The sequence below is a fragment of the Flavobacterium sp. UBA7680 genome (genome assembly GCF_002482975.1).
Classification (GTDB): Bacteria; Bacteroidota; Bacteroidia; order Flavobacteriales; family Flavobacteriaceae; genus Flavobacterium.
The window spans coordinates 591,313-609,496 of the sequence record NZ_DLHA01000019.1 but is presented as its reverse complement, the minus strand read 5'-3'; the positions used below and the strand labels follow the sequence as shown (position 1 = coordinate 609,496).

General features: G+C 30.5%; 20 protein-coding genes. 1 reads left to right on the top strand and 19 read right to left on the bottom strand.

Annotated features, from left to right (window positions below; all coding sequences use genetic code 11):
• Positions 1–8 precede the first annotated feature (8 nt).
• From B3C18_RS07605 to B3C18_RS07515, 19 genes are all read right to left on the bottom strand, one after another.
• Complete coding sequence (locus B3C18_RS07605; RefSeq protein ID WP_291144819.1) at positions 9–914, bottom strand: hypothetical protein; 906 nt, start codon at positions 912–914, stop codon at positions 9–11.
• A 19-nt stretch (positions 915–933) separates the two neighbouring features.
• Positions 934–1,752, bottom strand: coding sequence for a 3-deoxy-8-phosphooctulonate synthase (gene kdsA, locus B3C18_RS07600; protein WP_053473490.1), 819 nt, complete (start codon positions 1,750–1,752; stop codon positions 934–936).
• Positions 1,753–2,019: 267 nt separating this feature from the next.
• The gene (locus tag B3C18_RS07595) at positions 2,020–2,811 is read right to left on the bottom strand and encodes an arylamine N-acetyltransferase family protein (RefSeq protein ID WP_291144814.1); all 792 of its coding nucleotides are present in this window, start codon (positions 2,809–2,811) and stop codon (positions 2,020–2,022) included.
• A gap of 231 nt (positions 2,812–3,042) precedes the next feature.
• Positions 3,043–3,606, bottom strand: a complete 564-nt coding sequence (locus tag B3C18_RS07590) for a hypothetical protein (RefSeq protein ID WP_291144810.1) — start codon at positions 3,604–3,606, stop codon at positions 3,043–3,045.
• 139 nt (positions 3,607–3,745) lie between these two features.
• The gene (locus tag B3C18_RS07585; protein ID WP_291144807.1) at positions 3,746–4,390 is read right to left on the bottom strand and encodes a hypothetical protein; all 645 of its coding nucleotides are present in this window, start codon (positions 4,388–4,390) and stop codon (positions 3,746–3,748) included.
• Between the two features lie 453 nt (positions 4,391–4,843).
• A complete protein-coding gene (locus tag B3C18_RS07580; RefSeq protein WP_291144804.1) occupies positions 4,844–5,161 on the bottom strand; it encodes a hypothetical protein in 318 nt (105 codons plus the stop codon).
• Positions 5,162–5,186: 25 nt separating this feature from the next.
• Complete coding sequence (locus tag B3C18_RS07575; protein ID WP_291144801.1) at positions 5,187–5,639, bottom strand: 2-dehydro-3-deoxyphosphooctonate aldolase; 453 nt, start codon at positions 5,637–5,639, stop codon at positions 5,187–5,189.
• A gap of 122 nt (positions 5,640–5,761) precedes the next feature.
• Positions 5,762–6,439, bottom strand: a complete 678-nt coding sequence (locus B3C18_RS07570) for a lysoplasmalogenase (RefSeq protein WP_291144798.1) — start codon at positions 6,437–6,439, stop codon at positions 5,762–5,764.
• Positions 6,439–7,719: a sterol desaturase family protein gene (locus tag B3C18_RS07565; protein WP_291144795.1), complete on the bottom strand. Its 1,281-nt coding sequence runs from the start codon at positions 7,717–7,719 to the stop codon at positions 6,439–6,441. Before B3C18_RS07565 ends, B3C18_RS07570 begins: the two co-directional genes overlap by 1 nt.
• A 116-nt stretch (positions 7,720–7,835) precedes the next feature.
• Complete coding sequence (locus B3C18_RS07560; RefSeq protein WP_291144792.1) at positions 7,836–9,347, bottom strand: WG repeat-containing protein; 1,512 nt, start codon at positions 9,345–9,347, stop codon at positions 7,836–7,838.
• A gap of 85 nt (positions 9,348–9,432) precedes the next feature.
• A complete protein-coding gene (locus B3C18_RS07555; protein ID WP_053473484.1) occupies positions 9,433–9,708 on the bottom strand; it encodes an ATP-dependent Clp protease adaptor ClpS in 276 nt (91 codons plus the stop codon).
• A 38-nt stretch (positions 9,709–9,746) separates the two neighbouring features.
• A complete protein-coding gene (gene prmA, locus B3C18_RS07550; RefSeq protein ID WP_291144787.1) occupies positions 9,747–10,580 on the bottom strand; it encodes a 50S ribosomal protein L11 methyltransferase in 834 nt (277 codons plus the stop codon).
• Between the two features lie 272 nt (positions 10,581–10,852).
• Entirely contained in the window at positions 10,853–11,605 is a 753-nt protein-coding gene (gene tpiA / locus B3C18_RS07545; RefSeq protein WP_291144785.1) for a triose-phosphate isomerase, read from the bottom strand.
• A gap of 57 nt (positions 11,606–11,662) precedes the next feature.
• Positions 11,663–12,163: a TlpA family protein disulfide reductase gene (locus B3C18_RS07540; RefSeq protein WP_291144782.1), complete on the bottom strand. Its 501-nt coding sequence runs from the start codon at positions 12,161–12,163 to the stop codon at positions 11,663–11,665.
• Between the two features lie 314 nt (positions 12,164–12,477).
• Positions 12,478–12,939: a hypothetical protein gene (locus B3C18_RS07535; protein ID WP_291144779.1), complete on the bottom strand. Its 462-nt coding sequence runs from the start codon at positions 12,937–12,939 to the stop codon at positions 12,478–12,480.
• An 82-nt stretch (positions 12,940–13,021) separates the two neighbouring features.
• Positions 13,022–13,690 (bottom strand): dienelactone hydrolase family protein, encoded by a 669-nt coding sequence (locus tag B3C18_RS07530; protein WP_291144777.1) that lies wholly within the window; start codon positions 13,688–13,690, stop codon positions 13,022–13,024.
• 80 nt (positions 13,691–13,770) lie between these two features.
• Positions 13,771–14,811 (bottom strand): hypothetical protein, encoded by a 1,041-nt coding sequence (locus tag B3C18_RS07525; RefSeq protein ID WP_291144774.1) that lies wholly within the window; start codon positions 14,809–14,811, stop codon positions 13,771–13,773.
• A gap of 533 nt (positions 14,812–15,344) precedes the next feature.
• Positions 15,345–16,466: a BT_3928 family protein gene (locus B3C18_RS07520; protein ID WP_291144771.1), complete on the bottom strand. Its 1,122-nt coding sequence runs from the start codon at positions 16,464–16,466 to the stop codon at positions 15,345–15,347.
• A gap of 94 nt (positions 16,467–16,560) precedes the next feature.
• Complete coding sequence (locus B3C18_RS07515) at positions 16,561–17,103, bottom strand: DUF1599 domain-containing protein (protein WP_053473476.1); 543 nt, start codon at positions 17,101–17,103, stop codon at positions 16,561–16,563.
• 231 nt (positions 17,104–17,334) lie between these two features.
• On the opposite strand from B3C18_RS07515, the gene folP reads away from it, so the two are divergent.
• Complete coding sequence (folP, locus tag B3C18_RS07510; RefSeq protein WP_291144767.1) at positions 17,335–18,156, top strand: dihydropteroate synthase; 822 nt, start codon at positions 17,335–17,337, stop codon at positions 18,154–18,156.
• Positions 18,157–18,184: the final 28 nt, after the last annotated feature.

The following is an 18,184-nucleotide window of genomic DNA, read 5'->3' as shown; positions in this document are numbered from 1 at the left end:
AAGAAGTATTAGATTCTAAAGATTCCTCCAACAGCAATAATTCGCTGAACGAATGTAAAATGCTGCGAAGCTTTATCGTCATTGCTTACTGTTGTTCTAATATCCTGCATATTGATATAACCGGTTTTTAACTCTCCTTGTAAATAGAAATATTTGAAGAAAGTAAAATTAATTCCCGCTTTTGCAGATACACCATAACCAGAAACGTGAAAATCATCATGACGTTCTTTTCCTAAAACGGTTGCATTTGTTTTTGGGTATAAAACTCCGGCACCTAAACCTTCAGTTAAGTTAATCTGAAATTTATCTGTATTTGGTAAACCAAGCCATTTCGAAATGTCATCATGTCTGGAAACCTCAGTATTAATATAGTTCAAACCATCTGTATGTTCGTACATTAAAAAAGCAGGGCCATTTGGATTTGTCACACCTTTTTCATAACCACCTTCTATAGCACCTCCTTGAGACATATCTACAGGCGTATTATTATACTCTCCGTTGTAAATATGTCCGGCCTGATCAGCAGGTAAATTAATAGAACCCGTAACATTAGCTATCTGATTTTGGCTCATTACATATTTCATGTGATCCCAGCCAATAGAAACACTGTAATGATCACTAAAGAAATATCCCATTCTAAAATTAGTCTGTGGAATTGTCATATTTGCGGGATTGATATAATCAATATGATATCCTTTTGGTTTATCGTGAGCCACCATATTATTAACGGTAAAGTTATAATCTTTACCTCTAAAATTCACATCAGACTGGCTGTAACTATCTCTGTTTCCTCCCCATGAAATAAAGAATTTTCCTTTATTATGTGCTGTGTACCTTTCTACTGCGATTTCTTCCTGAGCAAAAGTGTTTAATGAAAAACACAATAAGAAGAAAACTAAAATATTTGTTTTCAATGAACGTAATGTATTAAATTTAAAATGAGTTAACTGTTTTTCTGATAGCAACAAGCTTATTCATTAAACCTTCAAAATAGTCTAAATGAAGCATATTAGCGCCATCACTTTTTGCGTTTGCAGGGTCAAAATGTGTTTCGATAAAAATTCCGTCAACACCAACTGCAATACCAGCTTTAGCAACAGTTTCAATCATATCAGGTCTTCCGCCCGTAACTCCGGCAGTTTGGTTTGGCTGTTGCAAAGAGTGCGTAACATCCAATACCGTTGTAGCATATTGCTGCATAGTAGGAATTCCTCTAAAGTCAACAATCATGTCTTGGTAACCAAACATAGTACCACGATCTGTAACGACAACATTTTCGTTATTACAGTCTAATACTTTTTGTACCGCGTGTTTCATACTTTCAGGACTCATAAATTGTCCTTTTTTCAAGTTTACCACTTTTCCGGTATTTGCAGCTGCCACAACTAAATCAGTCTGACGAACTAAAAATGCAGGAATTTGTAAAACATCAACGTATTGTGCTGCCATGTCAGCATCTTCGTTAGTATGAATATCTGTAACTGTTGGAATGTGAAAAGTTTCTGAAACTTTTCTTAAAATTTTTAAAGCTTTTTCGTCTCCAATTCCAGAAAAACTATCAATTCTAGAACGGTTTGCTTTTTTAAAAGATCCTTTAAACACATAAGGAATCTTAAGATTGTCGGTAATACCAACTAATTTCTCAGCAATTCTAAGAGCCATTTCCTCTCCTTCAATAGCGCAAGGTCCCGCCAATAAAAAGAAATTCCCGCTGTCAGTATGCTTAATTTGTGGAATATGTTGTAAGTTCATAAAATTATTTTTTTGCACTGCAAAGGTAGTTATGATTTGTGAATAGCAGATGAAGATTTAAGATTATTTTAAGAAGCTAATCCTGCTATCCGCTGTAATCTTTTTCTCCAAATCCTTTTTTTCTTGGTCTTTGCAGGAGCTTCCGTTGGTCGCTCTGCAAAAACCAGAAAAAATAGTATTTCTCAAAAAAGGATTTCCGCTGCTATCAGGGCTAAAACCGTAGTGGAATTATAGGATTTCATGGGGAATATTTCCCCAATTGGTCTTCTATTCTAACGTCAAATTAAATTCGGTTTTCAGAATAGTATCCAATTGATCATCTTCAAAAGGAATAAGTTCAGTAACTCCATTTGTCACTGATTTTATCGAATTTTTAAATAGTATTTTTTTGCCCAAAGGATTCTGTAAAACCACAATTAAATTTTGTGTAAAAAATGAATCCGGATGCGAGTAATTATAGTGATTGGCAGGTTTAAAATCAATCCATCTTTGAGGAGTCAAATCAAACGAATATAAGTTAGACCATTCTTTTCCAATTTTTATTTGCAGTAAATAGTCATCATCTTCTGTTTTTACCAAAGTAAAAGTGTCAAAATCCTGCTGAATTTCAGTTCCAATTTCACTCAGTTTCAAAGGTTCTCTAATACTGTTACCTCCAAATCCTAAATCGATCAGATATTCTTCATTTTCAATTATCGCAATTATTGCCAGATGCGTTTTAGCATTTGGAATAGGATTAACCAAAGGTCGTACCGCAATATAATAATGCGGAAGACCAATTTCCTGAAGTAATAAAGAAAAGATTCCGTTAACTTGATAGCAATAGCCGCCGCGATTTTTAGCTACGATTTGGTTTACAATGTCATCGCCGATAAGTGAGATTGTTTTACCAGCCTGTACATCAAGATTTTCAAAAGGCACACTAAATATCTGACTTTGCATCAGTTTTTTTATACCCGCTAAATCTAATTTAATTTCTTCTGAAAAATTGATTCTGTTTAAATATTGCTGTAAATCGAAACTTGGAGCTTCAATTTTATATTTTTTTGATTGTTGCATTTTGATTCAATTTTATTTGTTTCTAAGAGAAACAAGAGTGTTAGAAGTATATAGAAAATGCTTACTTGTAAAGTTACAAATTCAGCGGGTTTTGAATTTGATTTTTCTGGTTTTTTCTTTTGGCAGCTGTTGCTAGCGCATGCGGGACGTTAGCGCTAGCGAAGTTTTTCAAATAATAAACAATTTGATATCAAATGGCTTATGTATGGAAGTTATAACTTTTAGTAGTTTTTACACGGTAGCTTTTCTCCATTTATACAGCATTGCTCTTTTACGATTGTCAATATCATTAATTCTAAACCCTGTAATATCTTCAATTTTATAAACTACTAAACCTTCGTCTTGACCAAGTTTGCCAACACAATGTAAAACAAAATCACTTTCTGAAACTTCCATAATAAATCCCGAAAAATACTCAGAATTATTAATTTCAATACTTGTAAGAATATCTAGATTGCCTTCCAATTGCTTGATAATTTCATAATCCCAATTTTCATTTTCAGGTAATGAAATATTAATCTTTTGCTCTTTTTCTAATTCTTGTGAATAATCAATTACAACTTGCATAGCTCTGGCATAATCATCATTAAAATCCACATTTTGAATAGCCGAGATTTGGGCAACTATTTGCCCATCAAGTTTTCCATAGTTAGTAAAATGTTGAATTTTAACTAATGTTTCGTTATAATCAAGAACAAAACCGCACCAGAACTTTTCATTATCTCTATATTTCCATATTCCAATTAGTTCCTTATTTAATTTAGATCTTTCTAAGATTTGATTGAAAATGCTCATTTTATTTTTACGTGTATTAAATTTATAGATTTACTTTGTTCTTTCTTTAAGCTTGTTCTTCAGCTTGTAACAGCAATAATAATCATTAAAGTTTATTTTTATCTTTTCAGAAACGTGAATGATTTTTTAAAGTGAAATTTTAATCATTAACAATATTCTTTTTTGCTAATACAGCATTTAATACATTTAATAAAACGGTAGTATTCCAGTCGTTTAAATAACTGTAACCACGATTAACATTAACGGCATCATCTTTAGAATAAATAGCAAAATAGGTTGAATATCTTTTAGTTCGAACTTTTTCCCACGGAATTAGTACACTTTTTTGTTTTAAAGATGAATTGCTAATTATGCTTAAGCCATCTTTATTAAAAATAACTTCACCAATTTTGAATTCTTCGCCTTGTTCTGATTTCTGGATATAATTTGAAGTTAAATCTCCAAAATAAAAATCCCAAAGAGAAAGTAATATTTCATTACAAAGTTTATGGTATTCATCTTTCTTTCTGCCAAAGTAAGTTTTAAAATTAATCTTGATAATTTGATTGTCATTACTTCGAATTGAAATTATATACTCACGGCCAAAAGTAAATTTATATTGCATCCACTTTACTCCGTAACTATATTCTAAAATTTGATCTTTTTTGAAGGTAACAAATGAATCATTTCTTAGATCTTTACTCTCGAATTTTAACTCGTTTTGATTAATGAATAATTTTCGAGGATAGTTATCTGTAATTCCTCTTCGTATAATAAACTCTTTTTGATCCATTTTATTTATCACAATTGTTTTTTTAGTTTTTGGTAATGTAATCCAAACAAAATTTGTCCAGTAAAAAATAGAATGTTAATGCAAATATTTATAAAGACAATTATTTGTATAAGATTTACAAAACTATCAGCATCTAAAGAATGAAGATCAAATAGTTCAAAAACGCTTAACCGTCCAATAAAAACTGCAGGAAATGTCATTAAAAAATGAACAAGGAATTTTTTTAAATTTAATTTGTCTGTAATTTTAGAAAGTTTCCAATAATAAACCGTGGTTACAAAAAGAATAATGAACTTAATTAAATTCGAAATTGTTCTCCCTGCAATAACATTGGTATGCCAGCCTGGAATCATTGATGATAAAAAATCTGATTGCAAATAGATGATGTAATAAGGAAATAGTAGAAGTAATAGAATTAAAAAAATAATAAAGGCTGATTTCGATTTGATCATTTTATAAGTCTAATTATTTGTAATTTTTTTTAATAAAATACTGCACAACAATTACAACAAAAAGAATTAAAGCAGAAATAAAAGTAAGTCCAATTAAACCAACAAATGGCATTCCGCATCTTGGTGAATTTGGATGTTGTTCAAAGTATTTTGAAAAATTATAAGAAGCAATACAATAAGAAGTAATTGCGAAAACAAATTGAAGAACTATATTAATTATACATACGGTTTTAAACTTAAATGAATAATTTCTGAAAACAGAGATTGTTCCAAATATTATTTGAAATAATAAAGGAAGAACGATTAAAACGAGAGGAGTTATTCCTAACATATAGGGTTTAATATATAATTATTATTTACTCCTTCTTCAAACTCAATCCCATCGGAACCATCAAAATTCCTTTTTCATAAATATTCAAATACAGCGTTATAGGCTTTTTTTGTCCTTCCCAAGTTAGTTCGTATACATTTAAAAATCCGGCTCCCATACTGCTTCTTTTAGTTGGAAAAGGGCAACAGGTTTCTAATCGTTTATAAGTAATTTTTTCGCCATTTGGTCCGGCTAACGCATTCAAAAAACGAACCTCATTTGTCGCTTCATCCTGTGTATTTCTAAAAAATATATTTACAGGATAATCAGGATCATAACCGTATTTTTTGTCTTTACTATACTGTGTAATAACAAACGTATTATTCTTATTTAAAATTAAATCAGGGGCATTATCATCTACATTTTTCAAAGTAGATTTTGTACTGATACAAGAAGTTACTGAAATTAATAGAACAATAAAAAGACTAATTTTTTTCATGGTTGAGGTTTATTTTGGTCACACAAATGTAAAAGGTTTTTTGTCACAGATTATAAATTCAAAAAGAAAATAGAATAAAAAACTCCGTGATAATTTGTTTAATCTGTGTTATCAGCGAGCTATTATACTTCCTTCTTTGAATTCAGTTTCAATATACCTTTTACAATCAGATATTGTGCCACAAGATAAGTAAGCATAATAATAAACGAACTTTTTTGAATTGGCATATGAAACTTGTTGATTGCCAAAATACTATCAGAAATAACAAAAAACAGCGCTCCAAAAAAAACATATTGATTCGCAGGTTTTTTCCAGATTAAAAGTCCGTTATAAGCAAACAAAAGCATAACAGAAATTACGCTGGCATAAACAATAACCGGAATTTTTAAATCGCCTAAAGCGGGTAGTAAAACCGATAACATTCCGATTAAATAACAGGCAATAATAAGGCTTCCGAAAATAAAAATTATAGTATTTTTTCTGATTTTCTCTTTAATCTGTCTGTTAAAAAGTACGCAATAAATGATGTGAGAGATTAGAAAAGATACTAGTCCCAAAATAAAATAGATTTCGGCAATGTCTGCAAAAAGTAGAATTACATCGCCAATCCATGAAAATACCAATGCCGTTAAAAGAATATTCTGTGTTGGAAATTTTTTAGAAAAATACACTCCAACAATTAATAACGGAATTAAAGCCGGTTTTAAGTAACAGTCTAAACTTTCATATCCCAGATATAAAAGCAGTAAATAAATAAAGCTGAAAGCAATATAAATTTTAAAGAATACAGCGTTTTTCATTATGTGGTTTGTGGGTTTATGGTTTGGTTTTGGTTAGTTTTAAAATCGATGGTTACAAAGTAAATCGTGGTTAAAAACGATACACTTAAATAGCCCAGAATTATATAATTACTAAAGGAGAAAACTGAATTTAAACCAAACCAATCGCCGTAAAATACTATAATTATAATAGCGATCGACAACCTGAAACCTTCCCAAAAAATGGCAAACCTGCTTTTATCCATTAACTCAGAATTGCTGTAAATGGTAACGAGGATAAAAAATCCGTAAACAAAGATATTGGGCAGACCGATTTTAGCAATATTGTCAAAAAGAAAACTCACAAACAAAAGCGTAATTAGAATTTGCGTAACCGACCAATAAATTAGTTTTTGCGAATTTTGTGTTCCGTATTTATCAAAATTAAAAACATCTTCAATTTTGTTTACAGGATATTTTTGTTCGAAATTTTCAGGTCGCCATCCGGTTGGTTTAAACCAGATTGTAAGTTTGTCTTTCCAGCTTTCGGCACGCCATGCATCTTTTATTAATAACGTCAAATGCTGAAAATTTATTTTAATTGGATTCCAAGTATTAGCTGGTCTTGTAATTCCGTAAACTGGCGGAACATCATCTAATTCTTCCTGAAAAGTACCAAAAAGTTTGTCCCAGAAAATAAAGATCTGTGAATGATTCTTATCTAAATATTCAGGGTTTATAGCGTGATGAACACGATGATGCGAAGGTGTTACTAAAATATGCTCCACAAATCCCATTTTTTTGATGTGTTTGGTATGATACCAAAATTGCAAAAACAAGTGGAGTGGAAGCGTAATAGCAATTACAGAAGCTGGAACGCCCAGTAATGCTGCAGGAATCAACAGAAAAGTAAACAAATTAACTAAACTCGCAATGGGCTGACGAAGCGCGCAGGCAAGATTAAACTCTTCACTGCTGTGATGAATGGCATGTTTGTTCCAAAGGAAATTAATTTGATGTGCCAGTCGGTGGCTCCAATAGCCATAAAAATCGATAACGAAAAAGGCAATAAAATAGGAAAGAATATTGGCTTCCTGATGAAAAATGGCGATTTTAGAAACCATCCATTCATAGGAAAGAAAAGTTATACTCAGCCCTAAAACATCTTTTACAGAATTAGTAATTCCGGAGCTGATACTGGAAACGCTGTCGATTAATGGAGCAGTATCGTTCTTTTTGTAAATGCCGTATAGTTTTTCAATTACAATTAAAACCAGGAAAATCGGCATTGCGATAATTAATATTTTTCCATATTCTTCCATAAAAAAACATTCTATTTTATTTCAAATATAAAATAAAATAGAATGCATTTTGAATTATTTGCAATTAACTGTTTTCACAGTTATAAATATGCAATTTCTAATTAGTAATTAAAATATTATTTAAGTTCTTTAGAAAAGTTAACAGAATAGAATTTTGTTGTTTTTGGGTTTTTAATTTCAAATTTTACCACTTCTTTAATTATATTAAAAGTATCATACTTTAAATCAAAAACAACTTGATTTTCGGCATTTATAATTCCATATTTTTTGTTTTTTTGAACGATAAATTCTCCCGTAGAATAGATTTGAGTAATGGAATCAAATTCAGATGGAATCATAATTTTATTTTCAATACTAACTACACCAAATTTGTTTTCATTTTTAAATATCTGATATTTACTTTTAGACATTCCTAATGAAAAGTATTTGTTTCTCACAAATTCAGTAACAGGAACTTCAACTTCATTGTAGTTTGTTCCATCAATCGACAGGATGTAATTCTTATTTTCTTTTACAGCGAAAATTTTATTCTGATAGCCATTACAAAATTCATAATTTTCAGGAATTATAACTTCACCTTTTGTCGAAAATATTCCATTTTTATTACTCAGATTGGTTGTAATGTAAAAATCAGAAAAATCTTTTACCGACTTATAAGCAATGGGAATTATTTCTTTTTCTAAAAATGGATTTATAACACCTTGTAAATTTCCTTTTTGAGCAAAATATTGATTTTGAAATTGAATGCTGTCTGTATAGGAAACCATATAAATATGATCGTAGAGTAAGGGTTTTAAAATGGAGTCTTTTTTATTGATAAGACCATCTTTTTCATTATTTCTAACAATATAAATTGAATTAGATGGCAAAATTTCATCGTATTTACATTCAACTTCATATTTTCCGAAAGAATTTATTACCCCTTTTTTCTTTGTAGTTGTATTTTTTATAAGATAAGAATTGGGTTCAAACACTTTTTCGAATTGATGATTTGTAATGGGGTTTAAAATTATACTTCCTCTGTCGTCAATTATCAACGTGTTTTTATTTTGAAGAGTTACAACAGACCTTTTATCTTTAAAATAGTCAATATCTGCAGCTTGAAAATTTGTAAGTTGTTTTCCTTTAGAATCAAATAAATCTATTTTATTATTAGTCTGAACAAATAAAATACCATTTTGCTTTTGTATGTAATCATATTTTAGAGGCAGAATTATCTTGTTTTCCATATCTACAACGCCTGTCTTTTCATTTTTTGAAACCCTGATTAGGTTATTTCCAAAATAAAAAACATCATCGTACTCAAAAGGGATTATTACTTTTCCTTGTAAGTCAATAAATCCTCTTTTATACTTTTTATTTGATATAATACCAGCTTCAAAGATGTTTTTAAGGTCTTTATGGTTTTTGATATACTCATAATTTGGTTTTATGATCACATTTCCCAGAGTATCAATTAATCCCATTTTGTTATTGAAAGTTCTAAATTCGGCATAATTATTCTCGAAATTATAAACATACTCATATGTTTTATTTTCTGTTAATTTTTTTCGAAGAGGTTCAAATTTAGACTGTCCATTTGAAATAAAAGACAGTAAAAGAAATATACAAAGCCCAATAATTCTCATAATACAAATGGATTGAAATAAAAACGCATTCTATTTATTTTCTAATATAGAATAAAATAGAATGCGTTTATAATTTATTGGTAAATTAAACAATTTCGGCGCTCAGTCCGGCTTCCAAAAGTTGTGTACATTGAGGTTTTAATTTATCCATTGGCCCTGTTTTTACAGTGCATTTTCCGTTGTAATGTACAATTAAGGAACATTGTTCTGCTTGTTCAGGTGTGTGGTCACACACGCGCATTAAGGTGTCAATTACGTGGTCAAAAGTGTTTACATCGTCATTATACACAATGATTTCGTTATTGAATCCTGTCGCTTCTTTTTCGCGAACTCTTTCTCTTACTTTTTCTTTAGTACTCATTTCTTTTTAGTTTTTTGTACTGCTGTAATTACTACTAACTAATTTACGTATTTTAATGAAACCCAGTTGTTTCTTTGAAGTTTTTTAACATAAGTCAATCCTTTTTCAGTGCACGAAGCATCGATAAAAGGAATGTCTTCTTCATAAAAACCGCTAAATAATATAATGCCGTCTTTGTTTAAACAATCTACATAGCTCTGCATATCGTTTAGCAAAATATTTCTGTTGATATTAGCAATAATCAAGTCGTATTTTTTTCCGGCTAATAAAGCAGCATCGCCTTCGTAAACGCTAATATGTTTGCAATTATTGCGTTCGGCATTTTCGATAGAATTTAAATAACACCAATTATCAATATCAATGGCGTCGATTGGTTCTGCGCCTTTCATTTCTGCCAAAATAGCTAAAATGGCAGTTCCGCAGCCCATGTCTAAAGTTTTAAGACCTTTAACATCCATTTCTAATAAATGCTGAATCATCATGTGAGTTGTTTCATGATGTCCGGTTCCAAAACTCATTTTAGGTTCGATTACAATATCAAATTCAGCATCGGTTTTTGGGTGAAAAGGAGCGCGAACGTGGCATTTTCCGTCAACATCAATTGGTTCAAAATTCTTTTCCCATTCTTCGTTCCAGTTTACCTGATCGATTTCTTCAATTGTATATTCAATTTTAAATTCTTCTGATTGTAAAATATAAATATCATCCAGAATATTCTCATCCCATAAATCTTTCTTCACAAAAGCCGAAATTCCGTTTTCTGTTTCTGTAAAACTTTCAAACGCTTTTTCGCCTAATTCAGCCACTAAAATTTCTGATCCAAGTTCTTTTGGCTCAATTGTAAAATGATATCCTAAATAAATATTCGACATAAATAATTTTTTTGCAAAGGTAAGAATCCAAAGCAGAAGTTGTTTAAAAATCTAAGCGAACATTATTAATTTAAGAATTATTTAAAACGAAAAAAGCGACACTATTTAAGTATCGCTCAGATTTTTTTTCTGCCACAGATTAAAAGGATTAAAAGGATTTTTTTTCTGCCGCGAATTCACGAATTTTTTTAATTTGAATCCGTGAATTCGTGGCGAAAAAACACAGAAAATAAAATCTGTGTAAATCTTTTTAATCTGTGGCTAAATTATTTTTAGATAGCCGTTACAATTGCTAAGAAATCATCTGCTTTTAAAGCAGCTCCTCCAATTAAACCACCGTCAACGTCTGGTTTAGAGAAAATTTCTTTTGCGTTGTCTGGTTTTACAGAACCACCGTATAAAATAGAAACTTCATCAGCGATTTCAGCTCCAAAAGCTTTACGGATCGTTTCTCTGATAAATTCGTGCATTTCCTGTGCTTGTTCTGGCGAAGCAGTTTCTCCAGTTCCAATTGCCCAAACCGGCTCATAAGCTAAAACAACTTTTGACCAAGATTCTTTTGCAATGTGGAAAATCCCGTCACGTAATTGGTTTTCAACAATATTGAAATGATTTCCTGATTGACGATCTTTTAATTCTTCTCCAAAACAGAAAATTACAGTTAAATCATGTTTTAAAGCTGTATCTACTTTACTTGCGATTAATGCATCAGTTTCATGGAAAATAGCTCTACGCTCAGAGTGACCTAAAATTACTGTATTAACACCAATACTTGTTAACATATCTGCAGAAATTTCTCCTGTAAAAGCACCGCCTTCAGCCTGGTGAACGTTTTGAGCAGCAACACCAATAGTTGTGTTTTTTACTTTTGCAACAGCAGCTTGTAAGTTTACAAATGTTGGAGCAACGATTACTTGTGCAGTAGTTTGCGCTGGTATTTTAGTGATTAATTCGCTTAACAATTCTTCAGTTTGTGCTGCGTTTTTATGCATTTTCCAGTTTCCTGCAACAATCTTTTTTCTCATTTTGGTAGTTTTTGTTATTTTTTAATTTTTTGCTTTTTGTTATAATTTGTGTGCTGTTTAAGCTTGTTTTAAACTTTTTAAAGTTTCATTGATTTTATCAAAATCAGTTTCGATAGCACGGTACAGAACAATTTTTCCTGTTTTGTCAATGATAATGTATCTTGGAATCCAGTCTAAATCGATCGCTTTTCCAAAAACACCTTTCATTCCGTCGTTCATCATAAAATGATCGCCTTTTAATTCATGTTTTTCAATTCCAATTTTCCATTTGTCAGCCGTTTTATCTGCAGAAAGGAATAAATAAGAAACATCAGGATTATTAGCTTGCAGCTCCTTAACTTTTGGCATTGCTTTTACGCAGTCGCCACACCATGAAGCCCACACTTCAATGACTAAAGTTTTTCCTTTATATTTTTTTAAAATGCTTTTGAAAGAAGTCTGATCTCCTTCAAGAGTTAATAATTTTTCAGACAAAGCTTCTTTAGAAAAACTTGTTTTCTGAGCTTGTGTGCATGAGAAAGTTATAAATGCGATAATAAGTAGTGCCGTTTGTTTCATGTGATAAATGATTTTTAACAAAGTTAAACAAACAATTGGAAAGCCAAATACAGATTAACAAAATTTGAAGAGTCGTTTATTTTGTAACAAAAAGTTATTTTTCGGTTAGAAAAACAGGAATGAAATCGTAATAGTTGAGGATGAAATTCAGGATTTTTTAAAATATATTTTTTAAAAGTGAAAAAAAATAAAAGAAAAACTTTTATGAAGAAGATTTTCAAGAAAAAAAACGTCTGACTTTTGCTTTTTCAGTGATTCAATTTAAAAAAAAAGAGCTTAAAAATAAGCTCTTTCGAAATATATTATAATGAATATTAATTTTTAGTATTGATCAAAATTTTATAAGCACCTGTTGTGGTGTCTAATTTAGAATCAGCATTCTTAATTTCAAAAGAATTAATCCTGCTGAAACTGCATCCATTTTCACTCAGTCGCTCTGCAGAAACATGTAATTCAAAAATATCTTTGCCTTGAATAGCTATAGAATAATTAAAATTTCCTGATTGAAATCCAATAGAATTAATGGCTAAACGGTTTAAATTATCAGCATTCAAATAAGAAGTTTGAATTATTTTTTTTGTATCCAGATCAGTTACGGTTACGCCTTGTTTTGCATCGAAAGTCCCATTTGTAAAAAGATTTTCTCCAGAATCTTTGTCTACAAATTCGAAAACCAAAGATACAGGCGGACTTGTACAGTTACTAGCTTCACCGGAACATCCAAAAGTTGTAATTAATAAGAATAAAACAATTGATGATTTAAGTAATCTTTTCATAAGGTATGGTTTTGTTTGGTATAGTCAAATGTAAGATTATTTTTCTTGTCTCAAAATCACAATCTCTTTACAAATACAATCTTTAATTCAAATCATAATTTTCATTTGCCCATTTTTTACAAGGTACAATCCATTCATCTAAAGCCTTATATAGAAAACCATGTTTTAAATTAGTATTCAGTTCAACTTCTTTAAAATGATTTATTTTGAGTTTTGAAGTTTCTTTTCTTTTAATTGCCGAAACACCAAAAACATCTGATTTTTCATAAATGGTTAAAATGTTTCCGCAGAAATTAATATCCGGAATTTCTTCAATATCTACATCTCTAAAACATCCAATAAAAACAAAATTCACATCAGGATTTGCTAAATAAGTTGAAACATATTGTGCAATATAACCGCCTTTTGAAGTTCCAATTACGGTTATTTTGTTTGGCGAAACTCCTTTTTTTAAAAGCGTTTTGATTTGTTTCACGACTTTTTCTGCGTAATCAGAAGCATTTGTATTTTTCTTTCTTTTTTCGCTAAAAACAATAAAATTATCTTTTCTAAATGATTCTAAAATTTCATTGTATTCGGCTTTGCCATATTCAGGATGCGGAGTATTCAAATCATTTTCCTCTACGAATTTATTGTGAAAAAAGAATATACACCGCTGATCTTTATTTATTGTTTTTCCCTGGCTAAATGCGGTGTTGTTTAATAGAAAAACTAATAAAAATGCAAAGAATAATTTTTGAAATTGTTTCATAGAATCAGGTTGTTTTTTAGAAATGGTTTTTAATAAATGTAAACAAGAAATATTCTAAGTTATTACTTTTATGTAACTTATTATTCAACAGTCAACGGTTGCGGAGCATCATTATAAAAGCTTAAAACTTCCTGAGCCTCTTTTTTAGAAAGGTATTTTAAATTAGAATTTTTAATCGCTTCTTCAGCACTCATCATAGATCGGGATAAAATCAGTTTAAAAACTTCTCTCTTTTCCTCGAGATTTTTTTTGTTTTTGCTGAGGTAGCCTTTGTAAGCTTCAGCCATCTGCATCCAAATTTTAATTTCGTTCTCTGGATGCCTGTCTCTTTTAAAATCAGTTATAGTTTGTTCTAAACTGCTTTTGTCAACTTCAGCAAAAATCTCATGGATATTTTTTATTTTTTCAATTTGTTCCGGAGTCAAATCCGAAACAACTTCATTCAATTTAATATTTTCAGGATTGATTTTCTCAATTTTTTCGTACTTATTTTGGCAGGATATAAATAGAAAAAACAATAGGAGATAGGCATAATTTTTCTTTCCGATAAGATAATTGTAAATACTTATGATAAAAGGGAAAATTACAAATGATATCCAGATTAAAAATTGTTTAGGAACAATTTGATAATAATAGTTTAAAAAGAAGACTGTGCCAATAAGGACAATACAAATCAGGGAATGAATTAGCGGCACCTGTTGATCTGAATATCTATCAATATGCTCGTCTTTGAGTTCTCTGAGTTCTTCAAAATATCTTGAATTGAAAAATCTTTTCCATCTTGGCAGAAAACCAATAAGCATCATGAAATTCTGAATCATATAAATACTTGAAACCCCTAAAAGGAAATATTGAATTGCAACGTATATTCCCTGTAGGATATCATCTGAATTAGCAGTATTTCGATTTTCATAAATTGAATTTAGATTATCTATAGCAAAAAACATCATGATTATTGAACTCCAGGTGCTTAAGATAAATTTGTTTCTGTCTGATAAATGAGTTTTTGTAAAAGCATGAAAAAAAGAAAATAACGAAAATGAAATCCCAATAACCATTAAGGTTTGGGAAATTATGTTGTCAAAGTTGATAAAACCGTTATCAACTACCCAATATATCATGGCAATCGAGAGAAATAATGTGATGCCTTCTGTTAGTTTTGGAGTAATATTTCGTTCGTTAAATATTCGAGAATAAATAACATAGAAGACGAAGAATATAAAAGGCCAAAATACAAGGCTTCTATTCAAAATAAACTCAAAGCCACATTCTGATTCATTAACTATGGTGCATAAAAAAGAACCAAGGAGAAATATAAAAATAAAAGAAAGGATTCCTATAAAAACGGATGTTGTCCATTTATTTGAAATTCGTTTGCTTTCAAAAATTACTCCTGCAATTAATGCCAAAATCTGAAGAGAAACTAAATGTGTACCAGAAGATTTGTGAATATAAAAATCATACGCTGTATAGATAATTAAAAATAGTATAAATAAAAAAAGAAAAGGATTTGAAAAAAACAGTCTTAGTAATTTTGCTATCATAATTATAAACAGGTTTTTTTAAGATTTGGTTTATTGGTTTTGCTGCTAAAAAAAAACGCCAATATATCTAAAAAATAGAATATTGGCGTCGTTTATATTGTTAGAAATTTTTAAATGCCATAAGCAACGTCAGATAGTTTTAAATCATCAACATCATTGTAATGTACTTTTTGAAATACAGTTCCGTTGTGTAAAACTACGATACTAGGATTTGCTCTTTCGACAGTTTTTAAAGCTGTTGCATCACAGAAATAAAAGTCAACATCTAAATTGTATTGTTTTTTAGCTTTTGCAATTTCCTCAGATCCAGAAGCTGTCATTGCAATTACTTTATAACCTTTTGCCTTTGCATCTGCAGCAACTTTTGCTAGTTTTTTCATTCCATCAGGATTTGATAAAGCCAAATCATACGTTACAAAAATTAAAAGTTTAGGTAGTTTTAATAATTCTGCTTTGTAATCAGAATCATCTTTTGTCATTGTGAAATCGTGAATTGGCGGTACGTAACCTTCTGTAATCACTTTATCTTTTCTGTCCACAAAAGTAGCTCCTTCCGGAATTTTCATTAAATCTTTCTCTGTAAATTCTTTATCAACGCCGTTTACTTTATAAATAAACACCATTTCAACTACAGATTTTGGAGCGCCTTCAGGAATTTCCATTCCTTTTTCGATGTTAGTTCCAACTTTGTAAGGACGGAAATCTTTTATAGGATTATGATTTAAAACCCAATACGCCATAATTGCACTCAAAGTAACGCTTATTATAGTAATTGCATTGGTAACCGTATTTGAAAATAAAGGTTTTACTAATTTTTGATTGATAAATAAAATCAAAATAAAGAATAATAAAACAACATCTTTTGTGAATGACTGCCAAGGAGTTAAATGCAAAGCGTCGCCAAAACATCCGCAATCTTTTACCACATCAAAATAAGCAGAGTAGAAGGTAAGGAACGTAAAGGAAACGATTAAAAGCAATAATGCCCAAATTGTTGTTTTAGCTTTATATCCAACCAATAACATTACACCCAAAACTACTTCTAAAATTACCAGAAAGATAGCTAAACCTAAAGCCAATGGCTCTAAAAATGGCATATTGAAAACGGGTTCACTAAAATATTCTGCCAATTTATAAGAGAAACCAACCGGGTCATTCAATTTTATTAATCCGGAAATGATAAATAATACACCGACAAATAATCGGGAAAATTGAGTAATGATGTTTTTCATGGGGTAGATATTAAATTTGAAATTCCAATATTTGAAAACCCAAATTCCAAAATCTTGTTTAAAAATTGGAATTTGGAATTTATTTTTTGGAATTTTATTTGTTTATAGGGTTTAAAATCAAGGCAAAAACAGAATAATTAATCATATCCTGATAATTGGCATCGATTCCTTCAGAAACTAAAGTCAGGCCTTTATTATCTTCGATCTGTTTTACGCGAAGTAGCTTTTGCAAAATTAAATCAGTTAAGGAACTCACACGCATATCACGCCACGCCTCGCCGTAATCGTGATTTTTAGCTTCCATTAAGTCTTTAGTTAACTTTACTTTAGCATCATATAATTCGGTTGCTTTTTCAACATCCAAATCCGGCTGATCAACAACGCCCAATTCTAACTGAATTAAAGCCATGATAGAATAATTGATGATTCCGATAAATTCTCCTTTTTCATCTTCATCAACTTTACGTACATCGTTTTCCTGTAAACTTCTGATTCGTTGTGCTTTTATGAAAATTTGATCCGTCAATGATGGAAGCCTTAAAATTCTCCATGCACTGCCGTAATCTTTCATTTTATTGATAAATAAGGTTCGGCAAACCGTAATTACATTATCAAATTCAAGGGAAGTATTCTTCATTTATTGCTGTATATTTGCTAAAATTTCTCCAAAAATAAGGATAATTTTTTAAGAGTTTCAAGTTTAAGGTTTTCTTTGTTTCAAGTTTTTTCTAAACAAATTGTTAATGCCGATAACTTGAAACTTAAAAATATTGTTTCAAGTTTCAGGTTTGAAGTTTCAAGTTCTGAAAGTTACACAATCTGCGTCAACTTGAAACTTGAAACCTGAAACAAAAAAATAACAAAACAAATGACAATTAACTGCAAAGGCGAGCTTATAGATTTATCGATTCCTAAAGTAATGGGAATTTTGAATGTTACGCCAAATTCTTTCTTTGACGGAGGAAAATATAAAAACGAAGATGAAATTATTTCTCAGGTTGATAAAATGCTATCTGAAGGTGCTTCATTTATCGATATTGGTGCTTATTCAAGCAAACCCAGCGCCGAATTCGTTTCGGAACAAGAAGAAATCGACCGAATTGTTCCTGCCATAGAATTGATTTTAAAGCATTTTCCGAAAGCTTTATTGTCGATCGATACCTTTAGGTCCGAAGTTGCAAAAGCGAGCATAGAAAGCGGCGCAGCGATTATAAATGATATTGCAGCCGGAGAGTTAGACGATAAAATGTTTGATGTTATTGCAAAATACAACGTTCCGTACATTATGATGCACATGCGCGGTAATCCGCAGACGATGCAGAGTTTGACAGAATATGAAGATATTGTAAAAGAGATACTTTTCTATTTTTCTGAAAAAATAAAGAAAGCAAGAGCTTTAGGAATCAATGATTTGATTCTGGATCCAGGATTTGGTTTCGCCAAAACAACCGATCAGAATTATGAAGTCATGCAGAAAATGGAACTTCTTAATCTTTTAGAATTGCCTGTTTTAGCTGGAGTTTCAAGAAAATCAATGATTTATAAAACACTTAATATCACGCCGCAGGAAGCTTTAAACGGAACAACGTTTCTAAATACAATTGCGTTGACAAAAGGCGCGAAAATTCTTCGTGTTCATGATGTGAAAGAAGCTGTTGAATGTGTGGCTTTGTTTAATAAGATGAATTAATAGAGTTTATTTTTATTCATGATAAGTT